At 44.8% G+C, this 26919-nt stretch carries 27 protein-coding genes; 18 read left to right on the top strand and 9 right to left on the bottom strand.

Annotated features, from left to right (window positions below; genetic code table 11):
- The first annotated feature begins 100 nt into the window (after positions 1–100).
- From rnr to ACFSRY_RS08875, 6 genes are all read left to right on the top strand, one after another.
- A complete protein-coding gene (gene rnr / locus ACFSRY_RS08900) occupies positions 101–2362 on the top strand; it encodes a ribonuclease R (protein ID WP_377505627.1) in 2262 nt (753 codons plus the stop codon).
- Positions 2363–2370: 8 nt separating this feature from the next.
- The gene (locus ACFSRY_RS08895) at positions 2371–3345 is read left to right on the top strand and encodes a polyprenyl synthetase family protein (protein WP_377505624.1); all 975 of its coding nucleotides are present in this window, start codon (positions 2371–2373) and stop codon (positions 3343–3345) included.
- A gap of 50 nt (positions 3346–3395) precedes the next feature.
- Positions 3396–4019: a rhomboid family intramembrane serine protease gene (locus tag ACFSRY_RS08890; RefSeq protein WP_377505621.1), complete on the top strand. Its 624-nt coding sequence runs from the start codon at positions 3396–3398 to the stop codon at positions 4017–4019.
- A 101-nt stretch (positions 4020–4120) separates the two neighbouring features.
- A complete protein-coding gene (locus ACFSRY_RS08885) occupies positions 4121–4603 on the top strand; it encodes a fasciclin domain-containing protein (protein ID WP_377505618.1) in 483 nt (160 codons plus the stop codon).
- A 170-nt stretch (positions 4604–4773) separates the two neighbouring features.
- The gene (locus tag ACFSRY_RS08880; RefSeq protein WP_377505615.1) at positions 4774–5202 is read left to right on the top strand and encodes a hypothetical protein; all 429 of its coding nucleotides are present in this window, start codon (positions 4774–4776) and stop codon (positions 5200–5202) included.
- A 170-nt stretch (positions 5203–5372) separates the two neighbouring features.
- Complete coding sequence (locus ACFSRY_RS08875) at positions 5373–7151, top strand: SLC13 family permease (protein ID WP_377505612.1); 1779 nt, start codon at positions 5373–5375, stop codon at positions 7149–7151.
- 32 nt (positions 7152–7183) lie between these two features.
- On the opposite strand, the gene ACFSRY_RS08870 is transcribed toward ACFSRY_RS08875, so the two are convergent.
- Entirely contained in the window at positions 7184–9037 is a 1854-nt protein-coding gene (locus tag ACFSRY_RS08870) for an ABC transporter ATP-binding protein (protein ID WP_377505609.1), read from the bottom strand.
- Between the two features lie 171 nt (positions 9038–9208).
- On the opposite strand from ACFSRY_RS08870, the gene ACFSRY_RS08865 reads away from it, so the two are divergent.
- From ACFSRY_RS08865 to ACFSRY_RS08855, 3 genes are read left to right on the top strand one after another with little or no spacing between them, the layout of a single operon-like run.
- Positions 9209–10048, top strand: coding sequence for a TonB family protein (locus tag ACFSRY_RS08865; RefSeq protein ID WP_377505606.1), 840 nt, complete (start codon positions 9209–9211; stop codon positions 10046–10048).
- 18 nt (positions 10049–10066) lie between these two features.
- Positions 10067–10579 carry a hypothetical protein gene (locus ACFSRY_RS08860; RefSeq protein ID WP_377505602.1) on the top strand — a complete coding sequence of 171 codons (513 nt, stop codon included), beginning with the start codon at positions 10067–10069 and terminating at the stop codon, positions 10577–10579.
- A gap of 22 nt (positions 10580–10601) precedes the next feature.
- The gene (locus ACFSRY_RS08855) at positions 10602–11060 is read left to right on the top strand and encodes a hypothetical protein (RefSeq protein ID WP_377505599.1); all 459 of its coding nucleotides are present in this window, start codon (positions 10602–10604) and stop codon (positions 11058–11060) included.
- Positions 11061–11719: 659 nt separating this feature from the next.
- Here the strand turns inward: ACFSRY_RS08855 and ACFSRY_RS08850 are convergent.
- Genes ACFSRY_RS08850 through ACFSRY_RS08840 form a run of 3 tightly spaced genes read right to left on the bottom strand, consistent with a single transcriptional unit; the run spans position 11720 to position 15475 of the window.
- Positions 11720–12769 (bottom strand): glutathione synthetase, encoded by a 1050-nt coding sequence (locus tag ACFSRY_RS08850; RefSeq protein WP_377505596.1) that lies wholly within the window; start codon positions 12767–12769, stop codon positions 11720–11722.
- A 47-nt stretch (positions 12770–12816) separates the two neighbouring features.
- Positions 12817–14658, bottom strand: a complete 1842-nt coding sequence (locus ACFSRY_RS08845) for a flavohemoglobin expression-modulating QEGLA motif protein (RefSeq protein WP_377505593.1) — start codon at positions 14656–14658, stop codon at positions 12817–12819.
- A gap of 10 nt (positions 14659–14668) precedes the next feature.
- A complete protein-coding gene (locus ACFSRY_RS08840; protein WP_377505589.1) occupies positions 14669–15475 on the bottom strand; it encodes an N-formylglutamate amidohydrolase in 807 nt (268 codons plus the stop codon).
- A 125-nt stretch (positions 15476–15600) separates the two neighbouring features.
- Between ACFSRY_RS08840 and ACFSRY_RS08835 the strand changes: the two genes are divergently transcribed.
- The 4 genes from ACFSRY_RS08835 to ACFSRY_RS08820 all read left to right on the top strand — a co-directional run bounded on the left by ACFSRY_RS08835 (position 15601) and on the right by ACFSRY_RS08820 (position 18223).
- Entirely contained in the window at positions 15601–17196 is a 1596-nt protein-coding gene (locus tag ACFSRY_RS08835; protein WP_377505585.1) for a rhomboid family intramembrane serine protease, read from the top strand.
- A 25-nt stretch (positions 17197–17221) separates the two neighbouring features.
- Positions 17222–17419: a zinc-ribbon domain-containing protein gene (locus ACFSRY_RS08830; protein WP_377505582.1), complete on the top strand. Its 198-nt coding sequence runs from the start codon at positions 17222–17224 to the stop codon at positions 17417–17419.
- Between the two features lie 165 nt (positions 17420–17584).
- Positions 17585–17773 (top strand): hypothetical protein, encoded by a 189-nt coding sequence (locus tag ACFSRY_RS08825; RefSeq protein ID WP_377505579.1) that lies wholly within the window; start codon positions 17585–17587, stop codon positions 17771–17773.
- A 78-nt stretch (positions 17774–17851) separates the two neighbouring features.
- Entirely contained in the window at positions 17852–18223 is a 372-nt protein-coding gene (locus ACFSRY_RS08820; protein WP_377505576.1) for a hypothetical protein, read from the top strand.
- Positions 18224–18254: 31 nt separating this feature from the next.
- Here the strand turns inward: ACFSRY_RS08820 and ACFSRY_RS08815 are convergent, their stop codons facing one another.
- Positions 18255–19280, bottom strand: coding sequence for a S41 family peptidase (locus ACFSRY_RS08815; RefSeq protein WP_377505573.1), 1026 nt, complete (start codon positions 19278–19280; stop codon positions 18255–18257).
- 353 nt (positions 19281–19633) lie between these two features.
- Between ACFSRY_RS08815 and ACFSRY_RS08810 the strand changes: the two genes are divergently transcribed.
- Positions 19634–20356, top strand: coding sequence for a head GIN domain-containing protein (locus ACFSRY_RS08810; RefSeq protein WP_377505570.1), 723 nt, complete (start codon positions 19634–19636; stop codon positions 20354–20356).
- A 137-nt stretch (positions 20357–20493) separates the two neighbouring features.
- The gene (locus ACFSRY_RS08805) at positions 20494–20760 is read left to right on the top strand and encodes a hypothetical protein (protein WP_377505567.1); all 267 of its coding nucleotides are present in this window, start codon (positions 20494–20496) and stop codon (positions 20758–20760) included.
- Between the two features lie 59 nt (positions 20761–20819).
- Here the strand turns inward: ACFSRY_RS08805 and ACFSRY_RS08800 are convergent, their stop codons facing one another.
- From ACFSRY_RS08800 to recF, 4 genes are all read right to left on the bottom strand, one after another.
- Positions 20820–22202 (bottom strand): M28 family metallopeptidase, encoded by a 1383-nt coding sequence (locus tag ACFSRY_RS08800; protein ID WP_377505564.1) that lies wholly within the window; start codon positions 22200–22202, stop codon positions 20820–20822.
- A gap of 74 nt (positions 22203–22276) precedes the next feature.
- Positions 22277–22831 (bottom strand): acyl-CoA thioesterase, encoded by a 555-nt coding sequence (locus ACFSRY_RS08795; RefSeq protein WP_377505561.1) that lies wholly within the window; start codon positions 22829–22831, stop codon positions 22277–22279.
- Between the two features lie 70 nt (positions 22832–22901).
- Positions 22902–23225 (bottom strand): DUF721 domain-containing protein, encoded by a 324-nt coding sequence (locus tag ACFSRY_RS08790; RefSeq protein WP_377505558.1) that lies wholly within the window; start codon positions 23223–23225, stop codon positions 22902–22904.
- A 42-nt stretch (positions 23226–23267) separates the two neighbouring features.
- Positions 23268–24374 (bottom strand): DNA replication/repair protein RecF, encoded by a 1107-nt coding sequence (recF, locus tag ACFSRY_RS08785; protein WP_377505555.1) that lies wholly within the window; start codon positions 24372–24374, stop codon positions 23268–23270.
- A 128-nt stretch (positions 24375–24502) separates the two neighbouring features.
- Here recF and pdhA point away from each other — a divergent pair, with 128 nt between their 5' ends.
- The 3 genes from pdhA to ribH all read left to right on the top strand — a co-directional run.
- Positions 24503–25549, top strand: coding sequence for a pyruvate dehydrogenase (acetyl-transferring) E1 component subunit alpha (pdhA, locus tag ACFSRY_RS08780; RefSeq protein WP_377505552.1), 1047 nt, complete (start codon positions 24503–24505; stop codon positions 25547–25549).
- Between the two features lie 120 nt (positions 25550–25669).
- Entirely contained in the window at positions 25670–26383 is a 714-nt protein-coding gene (locus tag ACFSRY_RS08775) for a tetratricopeptide repeat protein (RefSeq protein WP_377505549.1), read from the top strand.
- A 140-nt stretch (positions 26384–26523) separates the two neighbouring features.
- Positions 26524–26919: 6,7-dimethyl-8-ribityllumazine synthase (ribH, locus tag ACFSRY_RS08770; RefSeq protein WP_377505546.1), on the top strand; the 396-nt coding region annotated here is incomplete at its 3' end.

Genomic DNA, 26919 nt, shown 5'->3' with positions numbered 1-26919 from the left:
CAGGCGTATAGTAGTAACTGAATAGATAAAGCAGTTAAAAGTTAAAGTATAAAAATAGATGCGACGGCTCTGTTGGCTGTCCCTATATTGATAAAGATTCATGAGAAGCAAAAACAGTAAAAGAAGCGGCAGTGATAGCCGTAACGACCGCAGCAGCTCCAGAGGAAGGGGCGAGAAATCATCTGAAAGAAAGACCTCATCAAGAGGAGAAGGCTCTGCCAGACGTGAGCCAACAGGCAGGAAAGGGGTGCAGAAGTCGTTTAAAGCTAATGTACTGGAAATATTCTCTGATAGCCCTGATAATGTTTTTACACAGCGCCAGATTTGCCGAAGAATGGGCATAGTGGATAAGAAGGGCCGTGAACAGGTAGAGAACGTTTTACATACACTAAAGCAAGAAAATAAACTGCTCAGGGTTGATGAAGATAAATATATCATGAACCTAAAAGTAGATATCATCACCGGCCGGGTGGACCTTGCAAACAGCAAGTATGCCTACATTGTGTCGGAAGAGCGTGAAGAAGATATCCGGGTTTTCCGGGAGCACCTGAAGTATGCCATGGACGGTGACCTGGTAAAGGTAGAGGTACTGCCAACGGTGCGTGGTGGCCGCCAGGAGGGTGTTGTAGTAGAAGTAGTAGAGCGACAGCGTACCGAACTGGTAGGAGTGATGGAGTTGTCAAAGAACTTCGGATTCGTTGTGCCGGATTTTAAACGCTTATACTTTGATGTTTTCGTTGGTGAACGTGGACTGAACGGTGCGCAGTCAGGAGACAAGGTATTAGTGAAGATAGTGGAATGGCCAAAAGATCCGGACAAGAACCCTACTGGTGAGGTTATTCGCGTGTTTGGCCCGGCAGGAGAAAATGAGGCTGAGATACACTCCATTATGGCCGAGTTTGGTTTACCGTTTGAGTTTCCGGAAACAGTAGAAGAAGAGGCAGAGACTATCTCCGATAAGATAACAGCCGGTGAAATTGCCAAGCGCCGTGACTTCAGGGATGTAACCACATTTACCATAGACCCTGCCGATGCCAAAGACTTTGATGATGCGCTGTCTATTCAGAAGCTGGAGAACGGTAACTGGGAAATAGGCGTGCACATTGCCGATGTAACACATTATGTTCATCCGCGCAGCCTGTTAGAGAAAGAAGCTTACCACAGGGCCACCTCGGTGTACCTGGTGGATAGAACCATTCCAATGTTACCGGAGCGCCTTTCGAATGGCCTCTGCTCCCTTAGGCCAAACGAAGAGAAACTGACATTCTCAGTAGTATTTGAGCTAGATGATAATGGAAAGCTGTACGATACCTGGTATGGCCGCACAGTAATTTATTCTGATCGCCGCTTTGCTTATGAAGAGGCGCAGGAGCGAATTGAGACAGGCGAAGGCGACTTTGCTGACGAAATAAACACACTAAACCGGATTGCTAAAAAGCTACAGGCTAAACGCTTTAAAAACGGAGCTATCAGCTTCGAAACAGTGGAAGTAAAGTTTAAGCTAGACGAAGATGGGCGTCCGTTATCTGTATATGTAAAGGAGCGTAAAGATGCGCACAAGCTGATCGAGGAGTTTATGCTGCTCGCTAATAAAAAGGTGGCGGAGTATGTGTATCACCTTGGAAAAGGTAACAAGCATCCCACTATGGTATACCGTACCCACGGTTCACCAGATCCAGATAAGCTTAGTACCTTCTCCCTGTTTGCCCGCAAATTCGGGTATAAAGTTAACCCCGATGGTGACATTTCAGTGGAGCTGAATAACCTGACGGAAGAGATAGAAGGAAAGCCGGAGCAAAGCGTTTTACAGAACCTGGCCATCAGAACTATGGCCAAGGCAAAGTATAGCACTGATCCGGAAGGGCACTTTGGCTTGGCATTCGACCACTACTCGCACTTTACCTCGCCAATTCGACGCTATCCGGATATGATGGCGCATCGCTTGCTGCAGCATTACCTGGACGGCGGTAAATCAGCTGAAAAAGAAGATTATGAGGAACGTTGCCAGCACTCTTCTGAAATGGAAAAACGTGCTGCCGATGCAGAGCGCGCCTCTATAAAGTATAAGCAGGTAGAGTTTATGAAAGACACTATTGGCAACGAATACAAAGGAATTGTGTCTGGTGTCACAGAATGGGGTATATTTGTGGAGATCGAAGAGAACAAATGCGAAGGCATGGTGCGTTTGTCTGACCTGACCGACGATTATTACGACCTGGATGCTGACAATTATCGCATCATTGGCCGCCAGTCAAAACGTATTATTTCTTTTGGTGACGAAGTGTTGGTAGAAGTAAAAAGCGCCAACCTTGCAGACCGTACAATCGATCTTGAACTTGTAAAAACCCTGAAACAACATTAAGCAGACCTGTGGATATCTCACATCTCTCTGAAAAGATCCATCACACATTATCAACGCTTCGCTACGGCGAGAATCCCCCAGAGCTTTATGAGCCAATCCGGTACATTATGGCTCTGGGAGGCAAGCGTATTCGCCCTTTACTGGTGCTATTAGCTGCAAAAATGTACGACGAGGATGTGGAACACACACTTTTACCTGCGGCAGCGGTAGAGGTTTTCCACAATTTCACGCTGATGCACGACGACATCATGGATAAGGCTCCGCTGCGTCGCGGACAGCAAACCGTACATGAAAAGTGGAATGCAAACACGGCTATACTTAGTGGTGATGTGATGCTGGTGAGGGCGTATGAGTTATTGCTGGGTGTGGAGCAGAATAAGCTGGCCAAAGTTCTGAGACTATTCAGTGCTACAGCCGCTGAAGTGTGCGAAGGGCAGCAACTGGATATGAACTTTGAGTTACGCGAAAAGGTGAGTATTCATGAATACATACAAATGATTACCCTCAAGACAGCTGTTCTGCTAGGTTTCAGCCTGAAGCTAGGTGCTATACTCCAGGGTGCGCCGGATACGGATGCCGAGCATCTGAAACTGTTTGGTGATAACATCGGCATTGCATTTCAATTGCGAGACGATCTGTTGGACGTATATGGTGACCAGAACAAATTTGGCAAGCAGGTAGGAGGCGACATCCTTTCGGATAAGAAGACCTTCCTGATGCTAACAGCTCTGGAGCAGGCAAACCAGGAGCAGCTTAATACGATCATTAGCTGGCGAAACAGAACAGAAGAGAGTATAACCGAGGAAAAAGTAAGGTCTATAACATCTGTCTATGACCAACTGAGCATCCGGCATCAAACGGAGCAGCACATCGACTTGTATTTTCATAAAGCGCTGCAGCATTTAGATGCTATTGACCTACCCGAAGAGAAAAAATCTACCATAAGAGGTTTGGCATTGCAGTTAATGGAGAGGGACAGCTAAATTTCTGTTCCGCAATCATTCTAGTCATAGCCTTCTAATTAAAATTTATTATGAGCGTTACCCTTATACTTATTGTTATTACGGTTGGAATATCTATTTATGCATGGCAGAATCAGGAGCTGATACATAAGTGGATTCTACAGCCTTATGCTGTGCAGCGAGATAATTCATGGTATCGCTTTGTTACCTCCGGCTTTATTCATGCCGATTTTACTCACCTGTTCTTTAACATGTTTACGTTCTACTTTTTTGGGGGCCTTGTAGAACGCACCTTTGAAATAGTTTTTGGACCAACAACAGGCATACTTATCTACCTTCTGCTGTATATCGGAGGGATAATTATTTCAGATATTCCAACATATATCAAACACAGAAACGATCCTTCTTATCGTGCCTTAGGTGCATCGGGTGGCGTTGCTGCAGTGGTGTTCTCCAGCATTCTGTTTTATCCAACGCAGGATATCTGCCTGTATGCGATTTTATGTATTCCAGGGTTTATACTAGGAGTGCTCTATGTTGTTTACTCCTACTATTCTGGTAGAAAGATGGAGGGTAACATCAACCATGATGCCCACCTGTATGGTGCTGTGTATGGATTTGTTTTGAGCCTTATTTTAGTGCCACAGGCATTTCCAAATTTTGTGACAGAAATAAGCAACTGGCGCTTGTTTTAAAACCTGCTCTATCGTTTAGCTTCTTCTCCTTTAACAGGTTAATTTTTCGGCTGTTATAAATCCTGTTGCGTATAAAGTGCTGTTAACAAGCCTTTATACCCGTGGATTTAATATATAAAAGCACCCTTGGAAAGCTATCACTAGTAGCTGTAATTTTCTGCTGTGCGCTACAGGCGCAGGCACATACTGTGGCCTTGGCACCACAGGAGAGAAGCACGTTACTGCAGTTCGTGGTTGATACACATCCTTCGTTAGCAAACCTGCTAACAAAGGCTGGATTAACTCCAATTCTCTCCTCAGACGATGCTTATACTATTCTTGCGCCTCCTGATGAAAGTCTGAAGAGTCTTGAGAATGAATCTGCCCAAAAGATCAGAACTGTTTTATCCGGCCATATTCTTAAAGGTAAATACCTGGAGACAGATTTAAAAGATGGAGCAACTGTAGAAACTTTGGCAGGTACGAAGGTAACTATCTGCCGCAAAAAAGATTACACCCTAGTTGACGGGATAAAAATTGTAAAGGCTAACCAGGCGGTGAAGAATGGCGTGGTACATGATATAAATGGTTTAATCAAAATTTAATTTTACTACGGAATACATTCCAGGGCAGTAGTTGAGGAAACTACTGCCCTTAATTTTTAATTTACACCTACCAGGTAGAAGTCTTCACTATTTAGTTATCATAATTTAACTTTTACTTTAAATAGTGTAAAGCAGGTCTTAGTAGCATTCGTATGCTACTAAGACCTATTATGTACAGCACCGACAAACACACCGCCCCGGAAACATCCATTATCCAGATTGCCAAAACTGATTGCTACGAATTGCAGTACGATGAGTTGAGCAACAGAATATACCTCACCTTGCTTGGGTATTGGAAGGACAAGGAGGTTGTTCCGGAATATTTAAACGACTGGCAAAAAGCCATAAAGCTTACCCGCCCAGATTTTTCATTGTTATTAGACATGCGTACCATGATTACGCATCCTCCGTCTCTTAATAGCCTGCACCTTGAAGTACATAACCTGATAAAAGACAACAGTGCCTCCCAAATAGCTCTGCTGGAACCCATTGATCGTATTGCCACTTTACAAATTCAGCAGATCATAGCTCAATGTGATATGCAAATAAGCAGCTTTTTAAATGCGGATGAGGCTGAGGAATGGCTTAATGCCGGTTAAACGCAACGCATTAATCAGATTATCAGTAACCTGTCTTAGCTTTAGTGCCCGAAATCCGTATGCAAGCATAAAGTTATAAATCCTGAACCACAAGCTTAATTGTAATAGCCAATAAAGCATTTGTACTTTCAAGGATAAGAATCACTGGATCAATCCCTGTTACTGTACCTATGACATTAGAAATTGCCATAGCTCTGGGAATTATTGCGCTGGCAGTTATACTGTTCGTTTCAGAGCGCCTTTCTATTGATACCGTAGCAATTCTAACGATGGTACTGTTTATGGTTACAGGCATACTTACGCCTGCGGAGGGGTTTGCAGGATTCAGTAACTCAGCTACCCTTACAGTAGCAGCTATGTTTGCCATTAGTTCGGCTATCTTCAAATCAGGTGTACTCAGTAGTGTGGGGATAGCCTTAACCCGAATAGGCCGCAAAAATTATCTGCTCTGTCTTCTCTCGCTCATGCTTATCTCTGGCGGCCTCTCTGCGTTCATTAATGATACCGCAGTAGTAGCACTTTTGATGCCTGTGGTGATACAGGTAAGTCAGGATATTAAGGTAAGTCCGTCTAAATTATTAATTCCTCTTTCATTTGGTGCTTTGATGGGAGGGATTTGTACGCTGATCGGTACATCTACAAACATTTTGGTAAGTGGTATTGCTGAGGCGCAAGGGGAGGAGTCGTTGGAAATGTTTGAGTTCACCCCTGCAGGGATCTGGTTTTTGTTAACCGGCATTTTGTACATGTTCTTTATAGGCCGCCACCTGCTACCAAACAGAGGAGTCTCAGAAGATTTGTCTGAGAGTTTTGACATGGGAGATTACATTACTGAAATCATACTTTTACCTGATTCTCCCTCTGTAGATGTACCCCTTCATAAGTCAGGATTAGTGCAAAACCTGGATGTAGAGGTAATGCAGGTTACCCGTAATAACGAACGTATACAGGTTTTCCCGTCTCTCATACTACATGCCAACGACATTCTGAAAGTGCGTTGTAGCGTGGATAAGTTAAAATTACTGAAAGAGGAAAAAGGTATCCTTTTAAAGTCAGAGCGTAAGTTCAGGGACAGAGACTACCGGATGAATGACAGCAAGCTTTACGAGGCAATTGTTACTCCCAACTCTTATCTGGAAGGAAAGTCGTTGAAGACCCTTGACTTCAGATCTTACAACTATGGTGCATCGGTATTAGCCATACGGCACAGAAACGAAATTATACATGAGAAGCTGGCGCATGTAAAGTTATCTGCTGGAGACGTTCTTCTTATTGCTGCTGATAAATTTCAGGGAGAAAAGCTTAAACAAAATGATGATATCCTGATCATATCTCAAACAGAGCGAAGCAGCTACAACTATGGTAAAATTATACCTGTGATAATTATCAGTGTCGGAGTTGTGATGGCGGCAGTTTTGGATTTAATGCCAATTGTGCTAAGTGCCATGGTAGGGGTTGTGCTGCTCATACTCTTCAAGTGCATCCGGATAGCTGAGGTATACAAAGCCATAGACTGGAAGGTAATATTTATGCTGGCGGGGGTGCTATCAATGGGAGCAGCTCTCGAAAAGACTGGTGCTGCCAAATTACTGGCAGATTACCTGATTTACGGAGTAGGAGAATATGGTCCCCATGCGCTTCTGTCTGTTTTCTTTTTCATTACGTTTATGTCCACCAACTTTATGTCTAATAATGCAACGGCTGCACTTCTTGCTCCTATAGCCATAGTTACAGCAAAAGAGTTAGGTGTAAGCGTAAAACCTTTCCTTATGGCTGTAGCCTATGCGGCGTCCCTAAGTTTTATGACGCCTATGGGGTATCAAACCAACACGATGATCTATGGCCCGGGTAATTACCGCTTCTCTGATTACCTCAAGGTAGGTACACCTCTAAACATAATTTACTGGATACTGGCCTCCCTCATACTTCCTTTGTTCTTTCCGTTCTAGGGCAGCAGGATGTTCCACGTGAATAACTACAGTTATAAATATCCTTTTGCCTGTAACAGAAAAAGCTCTGCATATTTTCCGTTCTGTGCCAGCAACTCTTCATGAGAACCTAACTCCTTTAGCTGGCCTTGCTCCAGGAAAAGAATTCTATCTGCCATACGTACTGTGGAGAAGCGGTGGGAAATAAGGACAGCAGTTCGACCTTCTATGAGTTCTGAGAAACGCAGGAAAACTTCATGCTCGGCACGGGCATCTAGAGCAGAAGTTGGCTCGTCAAGTATAAGCAACTGGGCATCGCGCATATAGGCTCGGGCTAACGCTACTTTCTGCCACTCACCTCCGGATAGCTCTACGCCTTTGTTAAACCGTTTACCCAAAACCTGATCATACTTGTCCGGTAGACGCTGGATAACAAGGTCGGCCAGACTTTTCTGAGCGGATCCTTGGATGCGCTCTTTGTCTGAAATGTTACTGATCTGGCCAATGGCAATGTTGTCAGAGGCTGTCATCTGGAAGCGCACATAATCCTGGAAAATAATGCCAACCTGGTGGCGCAGATCGCTCAGGTCATACTCCCGAAGATCAACACCATCTAGTAAGATTTTGCCTTCCGTAGGTTCATACAGCCTTGCCAGTAGCTTTACCAAAGTAGTTTTACCGGCGCCGTTTTCACCTACCAAGGCCAGCTTTTCACCAGCTCTTAAATGAAAAGAGAGGTGACGTACTGCCCATTTCTCGCTGTTATGGTATTTAAATCCAACATTCTCAAAGGTAAAACCGAACTTGATGGGACGAGGGATCTTTTTAGGGTCAACAGGAGGGGTAATCTGCGGCTTCAGTTCCAGGAAGTCGAACAGGTCCTGCAGGTATAAGGCACTCTCAGCAATTTGTGAGAACCGCGTCATAATTCCCTGTAAAAGTCCCCGCATGCTGTTGAAGGAGCCAGCCAGAAATGTAAGTGTACCAACCGTAATAGCACCTGCTACGGTTTGAAATAATATGAATACATAAGCACCATAGTATGCCAGGGCACCTAAAGATGACAGGATGCTGCCCCAGACTGCCCGCTTTAATGTGATGCTCTTGTTCAGGTTGTAGTACCTATCTGATAACTCCTTAAAGCGACTGGATAGGAAGCCAGACAAGTTGAAGGTTTTGATCTCTTTTGCTGTCTCGTCGGAAGCACCAATATAACGCAGGTAGTCAAGTTCGCGGCGTTCCGGTGTCCAGGAGCGGGACAAAGAGTATGTTCTTTCATTAAAATGTGTCTCACCCAAAAAGGAAGGAATAACGGCAACTAAAAGAATAAGTATAAGCCAGGGGTTGAAGGCGATGAGACCAACTGCCAGGAAGCCTATGGTTACAATATCCTGCAGTTGCGAGAGCACCTGCGACATAAGCACTACCCGCGTTACTGTTTGCCGGCGAGCCCGCTCCAGTTTATCATAGAAAGTGGCATCCTCAAATTGTGCTAAGTCAAGGGAGGCAGCGTGTTCAATTAAAGCTATAGATGTGCGATTTGAGAAGAGGTCACCCAGCAAGCTATCCAAGAGGGTTATACCGCGACTGATGATGTCTGATAGTAGGGCGAGACCCAACTCCAGTGCCACCAGTATCCACAGGTAAGAAAGGTCCTGTTCTCCTGGTACGTCTATGAGGCGGATAACTTCGTCTATGATTAGTTTACCTACATAGAGCATAGCCAAAGGAAGCGAAGCCTTTACCAGGCGCAACAGCACATTGCCGATCGTCATGCCCTTACTCGTGTCCCAGATGAGCCTGAAGAACTTTGGCAGGTTCTTTAACGCTCCCATCTGCTCTTTAAAGCTTTTTTTCTCGTCAGCTGCTTTCACCGCCCCTTTCTCTCCTTTTCTGATCTTACTCATATTTTTACGCCTTTGCCAGCTTATTAGCTATACCTATACCAACAGCTTATAGATATGTTTAGTTGGCTGCTGTTATCAGGCATGACTTCAAGAAAGAATTAATAAAAACTAATAACTTTACGCCTTTAGTCTACACACTTCTTATAGTTGTTCAACTCGAAAACGGCACTTATGAAATTACTTTTAACGCTCGCTACGGCGTTGCTCCTTCACTTGCTTACCATTGGTAATTCGGAAGCGCAGGTAAAGAACGTTCTGTATTATGATGCAGACATGGTACCGGTTAAGGAAGTTAAAGTAGCAAAATACATTGAGCTGTTCGAGCGGGAAAACGAGGAGGCAAAGAACGGTATGATCAGCCTGTACAGAGTGGCACCAGATTCAGCAAGTCAAATTCTCCTGAGCAAAGGCAACTATTCCTCTATTTTTCATCCGCGTAAGGCGCACGGGCAGCTGTTGTTTTATTTTCCAAACGGGAAAAGGAAAGGTATTCAGACCTACATAGACGGGGTGCTGCATGGCCTAGATATGGAATGGTACGAGAATGACAGCTTAAAGCACAATATTGGCTACAAGGATGGTAAGTATGATGGAGAGCTAAAAACTTTTTATGAAAGCGGAAAGCTTAAACGTGAGGAACTTTACAAGGAAGGAAAGCAGGAGTATGGAAGGTGTTATGCGGAGGATGGCACAGCAATCCCTTTCGTGCCTTACCGCGAGATGCCTCAGTTTCCGGGGGGAGAGCGGGCCATGCTAATGTTCCTTGGTCAAAATATCCGATACCCGCTAAACAGCCAGCGAAGCAGTATTGGAGGGATGGTTGTGCTAAGCTTTGTAGTTAACAAAAGCGGAGGCATAGAAGGGCTTCGTGTGTTGCAAAGTGTAAACAATGAACTTGACAGGGAGGCAATGCGAGTTGTGAAAAAGATGCCGAACTGGACCCCCGGCACCTTTGAAGGGGAGAATGTAGATGTTCGTTACACGTTGCCGGTGCGGTTCACAATTCGTTAAAATTAAAGCATTTAGAAAATGATAAAATACCTCATTCTTTTATTACTTGTGTGCTTGATGAGTCTTCAGTCATTTGCTCAAGCTAAAGTACAACAACAAGATGTGGCAACTGTAGAGGCAATTGTTAAAGCTGGCCTCCAGATCATCTCTGGCCCAAAAGGGCAGGAGCGTGATATGGAGAAATTTAAAGCTTTGTTCCTGCCAGGGGCTCAGATGGGAGGAGTGTTTTTTAAAGGCGACAGTAGCTTTGTGAGGATTACCACGGTAGAAAATTTTGCGGAACGCAATGGTCCTGCTTACGCCAAGATGGGGTTCTATGAAAACCAGATAAGCCTGAAAGTAGAGCAGTTTGGAAATATTGCCACAGCCTTTCAGACCTATGAGACGCGCTTCGGTAAAGATGGCAAAGTAGAGGATCGTGGGGTGAATACCTATCAGTTAGTGTATGACAAAGGGCGCTGGTGGATTGCCAGTTTACTGTTTACACCGGAAAATGAAGCTTTCCCTATTCCTGAAAAGTATCTGAACTAGGCAGATAAGAGTAGAGTATCTTATGACAAGATATTTACTGTACTTCCTGACGGGATTTGCCCACGCCGTTGTTATCCTTTTTTACAGAGGATACCTGGGTGCAGAGCCTACTACTTATGCTATAGCAGCGCTTGTTGGAGCCATGGTTTTGTTTGGACTGGTATCGTGGCTAAAGCTGTTTCTGGAAAAGATTGGTGCAGTTATGGCAGTTCTTTGCCTGTTGGCACTGCTCCCCTGGACGGTTGAGGCCGGCAAACAGGCGCTGGAGCAGGATGCCTTCTTAAGTGGTGCATTGCTTATTACCCACGCAGTACTTCTGTCTTTTATACTTGCTTCTTTTATTACGAGTCTGCGTTATATTTTCAGCAGGCGGTCCTGGCTCACTGGCACCTCAAGGCCAACTTTAGCGGGGAAAATCATTGTTGCACTCATCCCGATTGCCATACTTGTAGCCTGGCTACTGGTGATGAACAAAGTATGAGCCAAAAGGATAAGGCTTGAAAATAGCAGAAGGGCCCAGCTACTAACTGGGCCCTTCTGCTATTTGTCTAACTTAAAATTTGAGGTATACCCCTCTATAATAATGAGAAAAGCCCTGCCAGAATATGACGGGGCTTTCTCTCACCTTAAACAAACTAAACTAATCTAAACTTTAACTAACCTTATCTTTAGTAAAAAACTTCTCTTTCAAACCTACCGGACTATTAAACTCTATTTCAATCCGGCTCTTTTCAGGCTGTTGATAGAGGGGGTAGAGAAACGACTATGAAAAAAAATCATCTTCTGGTTTGCAGTTCTAAAAACTAATTTATAGATTAGCTTTCCGCAATACCATCCCCCTTAAATCGGGTGCAAAATTAGTAGATTGTTTTCTTCTTGCAAAGAAAGCCCGGGAAATTTTTGCAAAAATTTTCTTCTATCTGCCCTTTCCCTTTTATAGTTACTGATTATCAGTGTTTTATATTTTTGAATAATCAGAAAAAAAATTCTTTAAGTCTTGATGAAGACATAGAAAATGGCTGTAACACCGGGTTAATGTTAAAACACCATATGTTACAGGGCTTCTGTTGCCCTTATAAAAAGCTAAAGCGATAGATCCTATTCTATCGCTTTAGCTTTTACTCTTTCGGCGGTTTCTGCTTATATCATCGCTACTGTTTTATTATCTATTTGTATGCCGTACGTTTTCTTATAATGCACCTTCCGCTCGAGTGCAGCAATAACAGGCTCTGAGAAATCTACGCCCTCAATTTCGCTGGCATCCGGTAAGGCGCCCGGGCTGAACACGTTAATTTCCATCAGCTTGTCTCCGACAATATCGAGGCCAACTAAAAACATCCCGTCCTGAATGAGTTTCGGCCGCACGAGCTCCACCAGGTCCAGCATGCGCTGGTCAACTTTAGCCGCCACGGCAGACCCGCCTGCATGCATGTTGCTGCGGATGTCGTCTTTGCTGTTTACACGGCGTATGGCGCAGTATTTCCCTTTATGATGCAAGGCCTCTCCGTTCATCACAAACAGGCGCACATCGCCTTCAGTGGCCTCTGGCAGGTATTCCTGTGCAATTACGTAGCCATCGCGGCTAATAGCCTCCACAATCTGATTCAGGTTGGTGGCATCTTCCTTTTTCACCATAAACACGCCTGACCCTCCGGAGCCCTGAAGCGGCTTCAGGATAATATTGTTTTTCTGTTCACTGAAGAATTCCTTTATCTCATTTTTATCCCGTGTAATGAGCGTGCGCGGCCTTACAGCTTCCGGGAAGTGCTGGAAGTACATCTTGTTAACCGCATCAGAGAGAGAAGTAGGATCGTTGAGCACAATAACGCCGTGGCGCATGGCCAACTGACCAAAAATTATGCCTGCATTCTGTGCCCAATTACGTCCTTCGCCTTCGGAAGAGGGGTCGTTGCGGAGCATGAGCACGTCCAGTTCAGGGGCTGTTACGCGTATTTTATTTGCTTTTTCGCCCTGTATGGCCTCTATGTAAGTGGTGCAGGACTTATACTTGTGCTTGGGGTCTGCCTGCGTAGCCGTAGCTCCCATATAACCATCTGGGTAATAGGCTAAATCACCCACGCCCATCAGGTATACATTATGTCCCTGGTTGTGCATCCGCTGCGCCAGGAAGATAGTAGTGTAAGAGGCCTTTTCAGTATTTACGTCGTTTACTATAAATCCTATATTCATGTTAGTTCAGGTGCTGTTTAAACTTGCTTTTGTTCTGCTGATTGGTTTTACAGTAGGTTAAATACTGATATACCAGCTTTTAGTTGTTTTAGCTTTGGCCTGATGGCCGGATCTAAAAGATAACGTGGTTTTATTGGTACAGGTCTGAGAACATTACGGAATATCAGCTCCTGTACAATTGGAATGTAATCCTGCCTTATTTTTCCAATCAGCAGTGGCTCTAGTTCATGGCCTTGTTTCAGGTAGTCGAGTAGGTGCACAAGGCCTCGCAGGTAAACCGCGTCTTTTGTTAGGCCACCCCCCCGGTGCACGCGCATAGTTATATCCCAAGCTACCTCATCTTCAAAATGATATTCGTCTTTCAGGCGCCAGAAGTTATCTGTAAAGTTGCAGCCCTTTGTAAGGTGGTATACGCTTACCACCCGGGCTGCAAGAATGCGCATGCGATCCTGATCCAAACCGCCCACCAACCATTCGCTTAACACAGCCAAGCCTTCCTGCAGCTCCTCATAGCCGGGGCTGCCTACGTACAGCTGTTGCAGTGGCTGTGCCTTTCCATTAAAATAAGTGAGAATATGCGTGCCTACTTCGTGTTGAATAAGCGCTTCGGCCCTATGACGTGGGATTTTGGCATCAGTGCCTACATTTAGCCTGCCTTTGGATACAATCAGCCCCACAATGTCGTCCCGTACATCCACTCCGGAGTCCACGCCGGAATATTGTTCTTTCAGAAAATTAATCTCCTGCTCAGCCATCGCAGCAAACTCCTCAACTGGTATAATGTCAATATCTTTCGCACGAGTAGGCTCTGGTATGGCTGCCAGAATACCTTCGGCCACCTTCAATAAATGATCATCTACTCCTCCGTAAAGCTGCATACTACTGTACAGAAAAGCAGGAGTATTGCGATCAGCCAGCATTGTAAGCATTTTATCTAACTCATGGCGTTTATCACGGAACAGGTACGCCAGCGTGGGGTCATCCACCTTCTCGATGGATATGTTGTAAAGTTTGCGCTTAAGCTGATCAGCATCTATGGGCATGAGGCGGTAGTGGAAGGTGGGTGTTTTATTGTATTTGTTTCTCCTGAATTCCTCCCATGCCTCATTGTTATTGACGGGTGTAACCAACAGCAGGAAACGAAACTGGTCGCTGATGTTGGTTAGTTGTTTATCAATGCGCCATACTACCCGGTTAACTGCTTGCCGGCCTAAAGCCTGAAAATGGACGGGCTTGTGCGTAGTTTGTACCTGCACAAAATCAAAAACCGCTTTTTTTATTGCATTACTGATCTTCTCGCGGAGTGTGCGCAGTAGCAATGGATATACTTTGCCGGTTGCGGTGTCTTTATAGACAGGCTTTAACTGCAGGCCCAGTGTCAGTATACTATACTTTTTCAGGTCTTCTTCAGCCATGAGGCAGTAAGGCTCCTGTAGTAGTGGTTCGTTTGAGGCTGTTTCTACGGTAGTGCGTACACCACTTATCTTTATACCTTCAAGTTCTTTTGTGAGAACCTTCAGCGTGGCAGGTAACTGCTTTTCCGGGCCAAAAATCTTAAATAAAGGTTCATCCGGCGCAGGAGCGGCCATCAGTTCTATCAGCATGAAGGCGCCAAACTCATTGGCCATGGTTTTGGCAATTTCCTGCACCAGTTTACGCAGTTCTTCTGTCTGCCCTTGGTTTGATATAATATAAGAGGCATTTGCTTTTACAAAATCAGCTGTGGGGTGGTCTGTTTGCTCTTTAGGGTGACGGAACAACACGAGGAAAGGCAAAGGCCTGTCAATATAAACCAGTCCTCCATCGGGCAGGCGGCGGTGTATCCGCTTTCCCCGCTTCAGGCTGCGCTTTATTTTCCTGATAAAATCTTCGGTTATACTTTCTGCCATTCCTTACTTGTTACACCTGGCACACTTTTGCCAAAGCCTCTAAAACAGGGCGGGTAGTAAGTTCCAGTGCCTTCTTTATTTCCTGTATCTGCTCTTCGTCCGGCTCACCGGTCCATTCATCCATGAAAAACTTTTTAAACTCAATGCTCATCACGCAGGCACTGTCACCGAAGGTATCATGAATCCAGCGCATGAAATAACCGCCTTCAAACTTCACATTCTCCCGCACATCCAGGTGGCGCCCCATGTAATTGTAAGACTGCAGCGTGTGCGTAAAAGCATCTACCACAGGAGCCCATTTCTCTCTGTTCATGTTACCAGTACCGATGTTTACCTCAGGGTTCTGCTCCGGGTCTGCAGCGGGGCCTGTGGCTCCCCCGCGTTTGTGGTTGTAGGTATGGAGGTCATACACAACAAAACAGCCGTGTTGGTTTTTTACCTCTGTCAGCATCTGCTTTACATCCGCATAAAACTTGTCGTACCTTGAAATAGACTCCTCCGCCAGGTCTTCAGGCAATTCGTTTTTCCAGACAGTAAGCCCCCAGGCATCTTCAGGTTGTCTGTAGATTGCTTTGTCAGGAGAGCGGTTCAGGTCCATCTCAAACCTGGAGTTATGCCCGATAATCTGGTTATCGGCAATTATAACCCACTGATCAGTGAATGGGTCCTCTTCTCGCAGGCGCTCTTCGGCCGCAAGGGCAAATAGGTTGCTGATGTTGTGGCGCACATTGTGCCCGCTGTGGATGGCAGTGGCTACCAAGGGGCTCTCGCCCCGCTTAATAGTATAGCAGGTTGTATCAACTTTTGTCTGTGTCATAGCTTATTATTTGTTCAGAATGTACCCTTTTACGGCCCTGAAGGTTATCTTCCTGTTGCTTTAATAAGTTTAGCTTTGAGCTTGACTGTGGCTTATCTATTTTTACTCTGCATTAAGCATATCAGATGGATAATAACTATACTGTACAGGCGCAGGAGCTTAGTACGGAAGAGCTACAAGCGGTACTGCAGGAACACTGGGAATATGAAACGGAGGCTGTGCTAGCCGCTATGGAAGAATTGCAGAAAAGAGGCGTAGTGGTGCCTGAGCAGGAGCAGGAGCAGCTTTTACAGCAGCTACAGCAGGAGGAACAGGTAATGCAAGTACCTGAAAAGGAGACGCCCGCTCAGAAAGCGAAGAACTTCTTTATGCTGTTTGTGCCACAGCCGCACTATACAGTTACACCTGTTCTGCTTAACCTGAATTTACTGGTGTTTATCATCGGAGCTTTGCTTGGTCTGGATATAGTAAATCCGGACGCAGGAAGGTTAGTAGACATGGGGGCAAACTTTGGCCCTTATACCCTCACAGGTGAGTGGTGGCGACTGCTGACAAGTATGTTTCTGCACGGAGGTATAATGCACCTGCTGTTCAACATGATGGCCCTTGTTCAGATAGGTGTTCAGTTAGAGGCGCTGGTAGGACGGGTGCAGTTTGCGCTGGCTTATGTTCTTTGTGGACTGGCAGGTAGTGTAACCAGCCTCTGGTGGACAAGCCCGGATATTTCTGTGTCAGTGGGAGCATCCGGAGCCATTTTTGGTATGTTCGGTATGTTATTAATGGTGCTGATGCTGGAGCGTGAAATGGACTGGAAGAGTAAGCGCGCCATGCTAACCAATATGGCTGTTGTGATAGGTATAAACCTGGCTTATGGCATGCGCGGCGGTATAGATAATGCGGCACATATAGGAGGCCTGGTGGCAGGCATAGTTTTAGGGGCCATATTGCTGCTTCGTTCAGGGCGCTACATTACGCAGAGTTACACAACAATGGGTACTGCAATTACGACTGCGGTAGGAGGAATTTTGCTCCTTGGCTTTTTTTACACAATTCCCTTTACTGGTAAAGTCAGATATGCCTATGCCATGGAGGAAATAGGTAAAAAAGAAGAGATGGCTATGCAGGCATTATATGCGTTAGACAAAGCAGGTGATAAACCTGATCCCGCTACCATTCTTCCTATGGTGGCAACCGGAATACAGCTTTGGGAAGAAAGCGAAGTGCTTCTGGAGGATATTGATGATGCTCCGGAAAGCGAACAACGCAGAATGTCTGCCCTACTTGACTACGTACGTTTGCGTAAGCTTTCGTACCAGATGTTACAAGAGGATCTGAAAGCTGGTCGGCCCCTGTTACATCAAAAACAGCAGCAAATGCTTTACGCTATCAACAGCTATGCTGTGCAGCTTCAAAAAGGAGATTTCCCTGACGAAGCGATACAGAGCAGTGCTCAGAACGGGCAGGTATCCATGGAAGAGCTGGTTACCAACAGCGACGGAGCACCCTTAGATTCTGCAGATGTGGCTGCTGTTGGAGATCCTTTATATGTTTTGGATGGTATAGAGGTAGGAGTAGCTTCTAAAAGCGAGCTTCTGCCGGAAATACAGCAGTTAACTCCTGAAAGGATCAAAAACATTACCGTACTTAAAGGTCCGGAAGCTGTGGCCATTTATGGAAATAAGGCTGTAGGAGGAGCTGTTATCATAACAACAAACAAGTAATACTTTTAACCTTGATTTAAGAGACTTGGCTTTATCAAATTCTTACAGAACATGTCCAAACTGTGGAACGGAGATTCCTGCAGAGGCTCAAGTTTGTCCAAATTGTGGGGAACCTTTGCCTCCACAGAGCGCGAAAGCTTGGTTCAAGAACTTGAATGCTGCTGAAATTTTCCTGCTTATTCTGGGTAGTATTATGTTATTGATAGGACTTGTTGCAGTTTAACAATAGTAGCAGGAGTAGAAAATAATAAATTAGGTTTAATTGTTAAAAGGCTGGTTAATAGATTTGTATATTTAGTATAAAGCTATAACTTAAGGGTATTGAAACGCTTTAGCTATAAAGTGAGTATAGTTATTCTTATAGAATAGTTTTACTTAAAGAACCGGCATGATAAAATTCTACAAGCACCTTCTCCCGAGTCTAGCTGTTTTTCTAGTTGCAGCATTTATGTATCAGCTGCGTATTCATCATATCAAGCTCACCCCTATGTTGGCGCTTATGGTGCTTTACATGATCGGAATGTTAGCCGGTGGCTTTTTTAACATGATCAAAGACGAGCATTCCGTAGGCGAATAACTAATTTGCCCTTTCTAAGTTTAGCTTCATAAAAGCATTGTTAACTACAGCTGCTTAGCAGCCTTTGCTATTGCTTGTGTGAAGACATTATGCCACCCCCTTTTTTTGCTTTGCCTGTTGCTCTTTGGCCTTAATCAGCTGTTAGAGTTAAGTAAAGTATATGTGTGGCCACTATACACGCATCTCGACGACCTGCTGGTGCTTCCGATTACCCTTACTATTGCTCTTGCAGCTGAACGGGCCTATTTTAATAGCCATGGATTTGTACTACCGCTGCGTTACTCTTTGCTTGCGTTTGTGCTGTTCAGTGCAGTTTTTGAAGGGGTTTTGCCCCTGATTTCACAAAAGTATACGGCTGATGCGTTGGATGTTGTAGCATATGCTTTGGGCACAGCTGCCTTTCAGTTACTCATAAACAGGCCTTTGAAAAACCATGGTTCAAAAGTATAGTTTCCCCTGCCGCACAACAGGTGATGGGGAGTTACTTTTTAAGCCATTTTAAAGCTGCTGTCACTGCCGCATCTTGGTTCAAGTTTTCAAAGTTTACCGGGCCATCAACCGCTACATCCGGGTTCACCTTACCGGTATAAGCCTTCTTGTTTCGGTCTGCGAAGTAGGATGTAGACACGTTTAACACGAAATCATCTGTTAGTTGAAGCCAGGCATTGGATGTAGTTAAGCCCATACTTGGTTGCCCAAAGAAGCGGGTGTTAGGTCTGCCTTTAAACATAACAGCCATCGTTTCACCGGAGCTGGCTGTGTGAGGGCCGATAAGAACTGCTACTTTTACATTTTTCTTCACATCACAATCTTTTGGCAAGTCAGTAGGTTTCCAGTCGTCGTAGGCAAAATTGGTGTTGATGATGCGCCAGGTGGCTGTTTGTTTTTTATCTGCGTCTACAGCGCCACCTACTATGCCTTCGCCCACTAATGGCCCGATACCGGTTGCCATCGGATACATGTTGCCACCCGTGTTCACACGCAGGTCAATGATCCAGCCGTCTAGGGTACCTGGATTCAACTCGCACAGTTTCTGACGCACTTTCTCGGCATAAGCCTGTATTTTATCCTGTGGCATATTCATTTGCGGAATTAAAATATAGCCATACTTACCTTCCAGCACTTCGCTGCGCAGCTTAAACTCCCCTTTCATTACCCGCTCCGTTAGCTGCTTCGACTGCTCGTCCTGTGGCAGGAGTGCCATAGGGTCTAAAATACTAACTTGCATTTTTTTATAGTAGATAGCGCTATGCTGATCGTTTAAAGTGGTAAAGATAGAAGTAAACGCAGGCTTTAGCTCTTGTACTGACTTGGCGCTGGCAGTTTGTTGGTGCAGGTCATGGCGCAGCTTCTGCCAGTCCACCTTGTGCTTGTAGAGTGACTGCTGGCTCATAACAGTCAGCACGGTGTCCAGGTAAAAGCGTACGCTGTCTTTGATAACAGGCTTCTGAGCAAAACTTGTGCTGCATAATAGCAGCAGGGTAAATAGGATAAAAGGCTTCTTCATAGTTTTATTTAATTGTAACATCTTTTAGTACAGCAAATATAACTACCTTATTTCTAATTAAATAGAGGGAAATAGGTTTGGCAGGAAGTATTAGATGGAAAGCAGAAGCAGCAGGATTGGCGGCTAAAAAAACAAGATTAACAGCTAACGTTGTTAAATAGGGGACATAAAGGAGGCTATTTAGAAATAAGAAGTACGCAGGTACCATAAAATCTATTAAAAGCAGTAAAATATTTAGCCTTCAAAGCAACCTTTCAAGTCAGACTGCATCTTTAGACCAAGAGTAGCTTTAAAAGATTAACGTTTTAGCGGCTCTCAGAGACAAACATTTATTCATTACAAAAATAAGATTTATGAAAACTAAGAAATTTTACGCTACGTCACTTGCAGTCTTTCTTATGGCGTTACTGTTGTTAAACCTGCCATTGATGGCCCAGCAGCTACGAGGAAATGGGAATGTAAAAACTCAGACAAGGAAAGTGTCCGGCTTTGAAGGTGTAGATGTAAGCGGAGGTTTTTATGTGGAAATTGTTCAAGGTAGCAATGAGGGGTTAAAGTTAGAAGCAGAAGAAAACTTACTGGACAACATTAAAACAGAAGTCAAAAATGGAGTGCTGCATATCTACAACGATAAAAGTCTGTCCTCAACCAAAGGAATGAAGGCTTATATCACAGTAAAAGAGTTAAATAAGATTGATATCAGCGGAGGCGTGAAAGTAGTAGGGAAGTCTACCTTCAGAACGAATACAATGAATATCGATATGAGTGGTGGCTCCAAAGTGGCTCTGGCGGTAGAGGCTAAGCAACTGAGAGCTGACATGAGCGGAGCCAGCAAAGTAGAGTTGGCGGGTAAAGCAGACGATGTGAGCCTTGAAATGTCAGGTGCCTCAAATGTGGATGCTTCGGAACTGGAGGCTAAGAATGTGAAGGTAGGAGCCAGCGGAGCAAGCAAAGTGAAAGTTTTTGCAAAGGATACACTTGCAATTGATGCCTCAGGAGCTTCTGCCATATATTACAAAGGTACACCAAGCATAACCGCAGAAACATCTGCAGCAGCTAAAGTTGCTAGATTGTAAAGAGAATACAACCTTTATGCTTAGAAAAACAGCCTTATCTTAGGGTTGTTTTTTTGTGCCTTCTCTAGACCTTTATCTTTTAACTGAAGCAGGTCGTATAGGTAACCAAAGTAAATAAACTAAAAACTGTACGAACTATGAGCGAAGCTAAGAAAACAACAAACCATAAAGAAATTATGGCTTGGGCGGAAAAGCACGATGGTGTGCCTGCTGTAATTAAAGGGACTGATGATGACGGAAGCGGCGAAGGCGTATTACGCATACATTTTCCTAAAAAGAGCAGTGATAACGATAATTTTGAGGAAATAAGCTGGGATGAATTCTTTGAGGAATTCGAAGAAAATAAACTGGCGCTATTGCACGACCCCAATGGAGTATTTAATAAGTTAGTGAACAGAGACTAAAAAAGAGCGGCCGGTATAAGTACCGGCCGCTCTTTTTTTAGTCAAACTCAGGTTACCCGTTACCTTACGGGCACAGGTAGTACCGGTAAGCTGGCGTGTCCCTCAGCATCTACCGATTGCACAGCAAAGAAGTAATTGTCTTTCGAGAAAGGCAGCGTAGCTTTGGTATCTTTAACGAAGAACTTCTTCTCCCAATTAGGGCTGCTGGTCTCACGCATCAGCACATAATAACCTGCTGGTTTCTGACCCTTAGATGGTGCCTCCCATTTAAGATCTGTTTTGTTTGTCAGGTTTGAGGTAATTACTCCTACTTTCTCTGGTGCGGCAGGAGCCCAGGCTAAACTGGCCATAGTTGCCAGATTCACGCCAGTATTCTTGCGCAGGTATTCGAAGTCCATAAACTCAGGCAGGTCACCATATTGCTTGCCATCTTCTTTGCGCACGTCCTGGTGCTGATGGTCGAAGTCCTCATTCATTTCGCTCATTCGCACTGCTGTATAGCCCTGCTGGTTAAACGGCGTATGGTCGCCGCCGCGCAGAAAGCGGTCAGTGCGGTGTACCAATACAACATCAATCTGATCAACATATTTCTCACCTACCATTTCCATGTAACGGGCCAGGTTACGGCTTGGGCTGTCATTCTCGGCACCAAGCGTCTTACGCATGCGGGCCTCAGCCTCTGTTTCACTGGCCGGAGTTCCTTCACTGAAGATTCTTACACGCGTGTTATCATGAAGGCCGGTTTCAGCAGAGTAGGAGTTACCTACAATGTCATTGTTCTGCATAGCGATCAGGTTCCAGCCCTCTTTCTTCGCACGCTCAGCCAAGTGCTTAGATCCGTACAGCCCTTGTTCCTCCCCCTGGAAAGCAACAAACATTAAGGTAGTCGGGAATTTCTTGGAAGCCATGACACGGGCCATTTCCATCACCATGGCTACGCCGGAAGCATCGTCGTTAGCGCCAGGTGCTTTGCTCTTTGCGTCCATTACATCGGTAGCACGTGAGTCGAGGTGTCCGCCTACTATAATTACACGATCATCGTTCGGGTCAGTACCTGGTAGTATAGCCACCACATTAGCCATCTCCACATCAGCAGGAATACGACGGCCGTCGGCTTTAACCACAAACTTGTCCATCTCTACTTTCATGCGGCCATTAGAAGCTTGGGCATACTTTTCAAATTCTGACTTTACCCACTCCCGGGCTGCTCCAACACCTTCTTTTTTGCTTGTGGTTGTGCTTAGGGTATGGCGCGTACCAAAGCTTACCATTTTGCGCACCAGGTCTTCCAGGTTTTTGGCGGAGATCTGGTTTACCATCTGCTTGATATCATCATCCTGCCGCACCACTTCCTGCGCGATACTTTGAGTGGGTGAAATAAAGTATGTACCTGCCAGCATGGCCGCCGTCAGGAGTCGGGTTAGATTTAATTTGAAAGTCATGTATGTTTTTAAAAGGGTGATAATCTTTAAATATAAAGAAGAAATGGCAAAAATCATTCCTAAAGGCTATCAGATCAGAATGCCAGCTTGCACCGCTCATCCTGTAGCAGGTACATTTCTTCTTCTACACTAAGTATGTTCTTTGTATTGAAGAACTCCATCTGGTAGCGACGTGAGAATTCTTTTCTTTTAATGGCTTCTAAGAACCGGCGGGCATCTTCACGGGATTCAAGTATGAGTGCGGGAACCTGTGTAGGCTGCTCTTCCTCATCTTTAGCCACCATGGTAAAGTAAGAGGTGTTCGTATGTTTGATGATCCCAGTTTTTACATTTTCTGCTTCTACTTTTATGCCTACCATTAAAGAGGTGTTGCCAACATAGTTCACCGATGCCTTCAGTGAAACAAGTTCTCCAACTTCAACTGGCTGAAGAAAGTTAACACCATCTACGGATACGGTGACACAGTAATTACCCGCATGTTTGGCAGCACAGGCATAGGCAACTTTGTCCATCAGGGAGAGAAGGATACCACCGTGTATCTTGCCGCCAAAGTTGGCATAGCTTGGAATCATGAGCTCTGTGAGGGTAGTCTGGGAGTAGGAAACAGGGCGGAAATTAGGTGTGAACATTTGAGGAGTATAGTATTGTTATGGGTAATTATACACTGACTATACTTCAAGAAGAGGTTGCCTGTTACACCTACAGAAAGATTACGTCTTTAACAACATCGCTGCCAGCTTCTATATTTAGCAGCTCTATTACCTTACTTTTAGACATGTTGAGTTCGTGTTTAAGGGGGGCAGAGGTGAGGCGCACAAACAACTTTCCGTCTTTGAAGTAAAGCTGCTGCGTTTTCATGGCGATAGGCTTGCCCATAATTTTTTCCCAGTTCTGCACCAGCTGCACTTCACCTAACTTTCCATCCAGCCTGTAGGCTTTCATCAGCGCTTTCAGGCTGTCTCCGATTGGCTGAATGTCTGCCTTTCGTCTATCGATCTCTTCTTTCTTTTTATAGTAGCGCACGGTAAGGTAAATTAAAAAATACGGGTATTATTTAAGTAAAAGTTATTGGATAGCTTTTACAGTCCCATCCTTTACCTCAAATCTACGGATACTTTCTGAAAGGCCTTCGAGTATTTTGTCTGTTCGCTCCAGGTGGGTATCTGTCAAAAAAATCTGGCCGAAAGTATGGGCTGCCACCATTTGCATGAGCTTAGTAATGCGTTTCTCATCGAGGCGGTCGAAGATATCATCGAGGAGGAGAAGGGGCTTGTGGTGCTGGCGGTTAGCCATTACCTCAAAGTGAGCCAGCTTAAGGGCAATCACATAACTTTTCTGTTGCCCCTGGGAGCCGAAGCTTTTCACCGGGTTTCCGTCCATCAGAAAAACAAAATCATCCTTGTGCGGCCCTACGGTAGTACGTTGCAGTGCCAGGTCCTTTCGCTCAGCCTGATGCAGTAGCTGAGCATAGTCAACACCCAACGACTGGCTTTTGTAGGTAAGCGTAACAGTTTCGCTGCTGTCTGATATGTGGCGGTAATGCTTCTGAAAAACAGGCACAAACTCCTCCAGAAACTTCTCCCGTTCCTGTGTTAGTTGCTCGGCAAAAGGTATGAGCTGCTCGTTTAGTATGTGCAGGTAGTCTTTATCAAAGTAATGGCGCTCAGCAAACTGCTTCAGCAGTGAATTTCGCTGTTTAAGTATATAGTTGTATTGTATTAGCTGTTCCAGGTACGGGTGCGTGAGCTGTGAAATAAGGCTGTCGAAATATTTTCGGCGTTCTTCACTGCCCTCCCGGATAAGGTCGGTATCATAGGGTGAGATAAGCACCACTGGGAACTGCCCGATATGATCGCTTATCTTCTCGTACAGGACCTTGTTATGAGTTACGGCCTTCTTCTGCCCCTGCTTCATACTTACCTGAACCGTATGCTTTTTCCCCTCTACCTCAAAGCGGCCCTTCACCATAAAATATTCTTCCCCTTGTTTTACACTTTGAGCCTCTGTGCCCGGAAAGGCGCTCTTAGTCAGGGAGAGGTAGTGAATCGCGTCGAGCAGGTTAGTTTTACCGCTTCCGTTGTCGCCGATAAAGCAATTGATGTGCTCCGTGAAAGCCAGTGAGGCCTCTTCATAGTTTTTGAAAAACAGCAAACTGAGATTTTCGAGGAGCATTTTTTCTACTTTGAATTCTTTTTCCTTAATTTCGCAAGCTAAACCCGTTATGGGCCTGATTGCCCGCTGTTTCAGGTGCTTTTCCGCCTGAGCATGCAACGGATAAAAACCAGATTAGATATTTACCCATGGCTGATACGAAAGAAAAGGCAAAAGCGAAGTCGGCGAAAGCAAAGGTACAGGCTGAACCAAAGTTTTCAAAGGAAACATATATGGAGTGGTTTGAGTCAATGAAACTCATGCGCCGCTTCGAGGAAAAAGCTGGTCAGTTATACGGTCAGCAGAAAATTAAAGGATTCTGTCACCTGTACATAGGCCAGGAGGCTTGTGTGGCTGGTGCTGTATCTGCACTTACCAAAGATGATAAGTGGATCACGGCTTACCGCGATCACGCGCATCCGCTGGCATTAGGAACAGATCCTGGTGCTGTTATGGCAGAGCTTTTCGCAAAGGCTACTGGTTGCTCTAAGGGCAAGGGTGGTTCTATGCACATCTTCGATAAGGAAGTAAACTTCATTGGCGGACATGGTATTGTAGGTGGTCAGGTGCCGCTTGGTGCTGGTATTGCCTTTGCAGAGAAATATAACAACACCGGTAACTTGTGCATTTGCTACATGGGAGATGGTGCTGTGCGTCAGGGTGCTTTCCACGAGGCACTTAACATGGCCATGACCTGGAAGCTTCCGGTAATCTTCGTTATCGAGAACAACGGTTATGCCATGGGTACTTCTGTAAGACGTACTTCTAACGTGCAGGAGCTTTACACATTGGGTGAGAGCTACGATATTCCTTCTGAGCCGGTAGATGCTATGGAGGTGGAGAGTGTACACGAAGCGGTTGCAAGGGCTGCTGAGCGTGCGCGAGCTGGTGAAGGCCCTACTTTGCTTGAGTTCAGAACTTATCGTTACAAAGGTCACTCAATGTCTGACCCGGCTAAGTACAGAACAAAGGAGGAACTGGAAGATTACAAAGGCCGTGACTCTATAGAAGCTGTAAAAGCTACAATTCTGAAGAACAATTGGGCTACAGAAGAAGAACTGGATCAAATTGATGAGAAGGTGAAGCAGCAGGTAGCAGAAGCAGTTAAATTTGCAGAGGATTCTCCATATCCTGAGCCATCAGAGCTTTATACAGATATTTATGTGGAGGCGGACTACCCTTATATAATGGACTAATCCGATTAAAAATCTATAAGTCAGGAATTAAAAGTTAGAAATAGGTTGTTGACCTGTTAATAAGATTGGTGCAAATCATTTTTAATTTTTACTTTTGAATTTGTAATTCAATTTAAATCAATGGCAAAAGAAACAATCAAGAAACACAGCGAGTTTGAGGAGCTGGTTGAAAATCCGGATGCGTTGGCAGAGCGCCTGTCGCAGTCTGAGGATTTTGTGAAGAAAAATAAATCGAAGCTACTCGGTGTGTTCGCAGCTATTGCAGCAATTGTTGTAGCTGGTTTCTTGTACTACAATTACCGTTCTTCTCAGAACCAGGAGGCTCAGAATGCCATGTTCCAGGCTGTTTATTATTTCGAAGCAGACTCTCTTAGCAAAGCTTTGAATGGCGATGGGCAGTATATGGGTTTATTGGCAATTGCTGATGAGTATGATGGAACAGAGGCTGGTAACTTAGCTAGTTTTTATGCGGGTGTTGCTTTGTTAAAGCAGGGGCAGTATGCAGAAGCTGCTGAGCATCTGCAAGATTTTGAGTCTGAGGATTACCTGTTACAGGCACGTGCTTACAGCCTGACAGGCGATGCGCTGTTGGAGCAGGGCAAGAATAAAGAAGCTGCTGATATGTATATGAAGGCAGCTGATTATAATGCTAATCCATACTTCTCTCCACAATACCTGATGAAAGCCGGTATCGCTTTCGAAGCAGATAACAACTTTGCTGCTGCAGCAGAGGCTTATGAGAAAATCATTACTGATTTTGTAGCTTCTAATGAAGTAACAGACGCGAAGAAGTATAAAGCTCGTGCCGAGATGTTGGCAGGAGGTAACAAATAAAATCTAGAGGCTTATGCCTTGTGAAAGAGCGCTTTTGTCTTACCGGCAAAAGCGCTTCTGTTTTTAAAGAAGTATAAAGAAGTGGAGCATAGTTTAAGTATGCTTCAGAAGTAAATGACCAGCAGTTGAAAAGAATTTAAATGGCTACATCATTAAAAAATCTGAACGAATACAAGAAGGACACTTTCAAAGATATGTCTGAAAAGACCTTTGGAATTGTAGTGGCCGAATGGCACGATGAGATTACAAGTGTACTATGCCAGGGAGCTGTAGAGACGCTGTTGAAGCATGGTGCGAAAAAGGAGAATATCTTTATAAACTCGGTTCCGGGCAGTTTTGAGCTTACCCTCGGGGCACAGTTCCTGGCTTTGCAGGAAGAGATAGACGCTGTGATTTGTATAGGAGTGGTTATCAAAGGAGATACAAAGCATGACGACTACATTAACCATGCAGTAGCGAATGGCTTAACAAATGTTTCGCTCAAGTTTAATAAGCCAGTAGCATTTGGTTTAGTAACAACCAATAACCTGGAGCAG

It is taken from the genome of Pontibacter locisalis (genome assembly GCF_042684605.1).
GTDB lineage: Bacteria > Bacteroidota > Bacteroidia > Cytophagales > Hymenobacteraceae > Pontibacter > Pontibacter locisalis.
The sequence above is the reverse complement of the archived record's forward strand: the minus strand, read 5'-3'. Positions and strand labels throughout refer to the sequence as shown.

Coding starts and splice junctions, on each gene's coding strand:
- rnr (WP_377505627.1), top strand. CDS start 101: ATGAGAAGCAAAAACAGTAAAAGAAGCGGCAGTGATAGCCGTAACGAC.
- ACFSRY_RS08890 (WP_377505621.1), top strand. CDS start 3,396: ATGAGCGTTACCCTTATACTTATTGTTATTACGGTTGGAATATCTATT.
- ACFSRY_RS08880 (WP_377505615.1), top strand. CDS start 4,774: ATGTACAGCACCGACAAACACACCGCCCCGGAAACATCCATTATCCAG.
- ACFSRY_RS08875 (WP_377505612.1), top strand. CDS start 5,373: ATGACATTAGAAATTGCCATAGCTCTGGGAATTATTGCGCTGGCAGTT.
- ACFSRY_RS08870 (WP_377505609.1), bottom strand. CDS start 9,037: ATGAGTAAGATCAGAAAAGGAGAGAAAGGGGCGGTGAAAGCAGCTGAC.
- ACFSRY_RS08865 (WP_377505606.1), top strand. CDS start 9,209: ATGAAATTACTTTTAACGCTCGCTACGGCGTTGCTCCTTCACTTGCTT.
- ACFSRY_RS08860 (WP_377505602.1), top strand. CDS start 10,067: ATGATAAAATACCTCATTCTTTTATTACTTGTGTGCTTGATGAGTCTT.
- ACFSRY_RS08855 (WP_377505599.1), top strand. CDS start 10,602: ATGACAAGATATTTACTGTACTTCCTGACGGGATTTGCCCACGCCGTT.
- ACFSRY_RS08850 (WP_377505596.1), bottom strand. CDS start 12,769: ATGAATATAGGATTTATAGTAAACGACGTAAATACTGAAAAGGCCTCT.
- ACFSRY_RS08845 (WP_377505593.1), bottom strand. CDS start 14,658: ATGGCAGAAAGTATAACCGAAGATTTTATCAGGAAAATAAAGCGCAGC.
- ACFSRY_RS08840 (WP_377505589.1), bottom strand. CDS start 15,475: ATGACACAGACAAAAGTTGATACAACCTGCTATACTATTAAGCGGGGC.
- ACFSRY_RS08835 (WP_377505585.1), top strand. CDS start 15,601: ATGGATAATAACTATACTGTACAGGCGCAGGAGCTTAGTACGGAAGAG.
- ACFSRY_RS08825 (WP_377505579.1), top strand. CDS start 17,585: ATGATAAAATTCTACAAGCACCTTCTCCCGAGTCTAGCTGTTTTTCTA.
- ACFSRY_RS08815 (WP_377505573.1), bottom strand. CDS start 19,280: ATGAAGAAGCCTTTTATCCTATTTACCCTGCTGCTATTATGCAGCACA.
- ACFSRY_RS08810 (WP_377505570.1), top strand. CDS start 19,634: ATGAAAACTAAGAAATTTTACGCTACGTCACTTGCAGTCTTTCTTATG.
- ACFSRY_RS08805 (WP_377505567.1), top strand. CDS start 20,494: ATGAGCGAAGCTAAGAAAACAACAAACCATAAAGAAATTATGGCTTGG.
- ACFSRY_RS08800 (WP_377505564.1), bottom strand. CDS start 22,202: ATGACTTTCAAATTAAATCTAACCCGACTCCTGACGGCGGCCATGCTG.
- ACFSRY_RS08795 (WP_377505561.1), bottom strand. CDS start 22,831: ATGTTCACACCTAATTTCCGCCCTGTTTCCTACTCCCAGACTACCCTC.
- recF (WP_377505555.1), bottom strand. CDS start 24,374: ATGCTCCTCGAAAATCTCAGTTTGCTGTTTTTCAAAAACTATGAAGAG.
- pdhA (WP_377505552.1), top strand. CDS start 24,503: ATGGCTGATACGAAAGAAAAGGCAAAAGCGAAGTCGGCGAAAGCAAAG.
- ACFSRY_RS08775 (WP_377505549.1), top strand. CDS start 25,670: ATGGCAAAAGAAACAATCAAGAAACACAGCGAGTTTGAGGAGCTGGTT.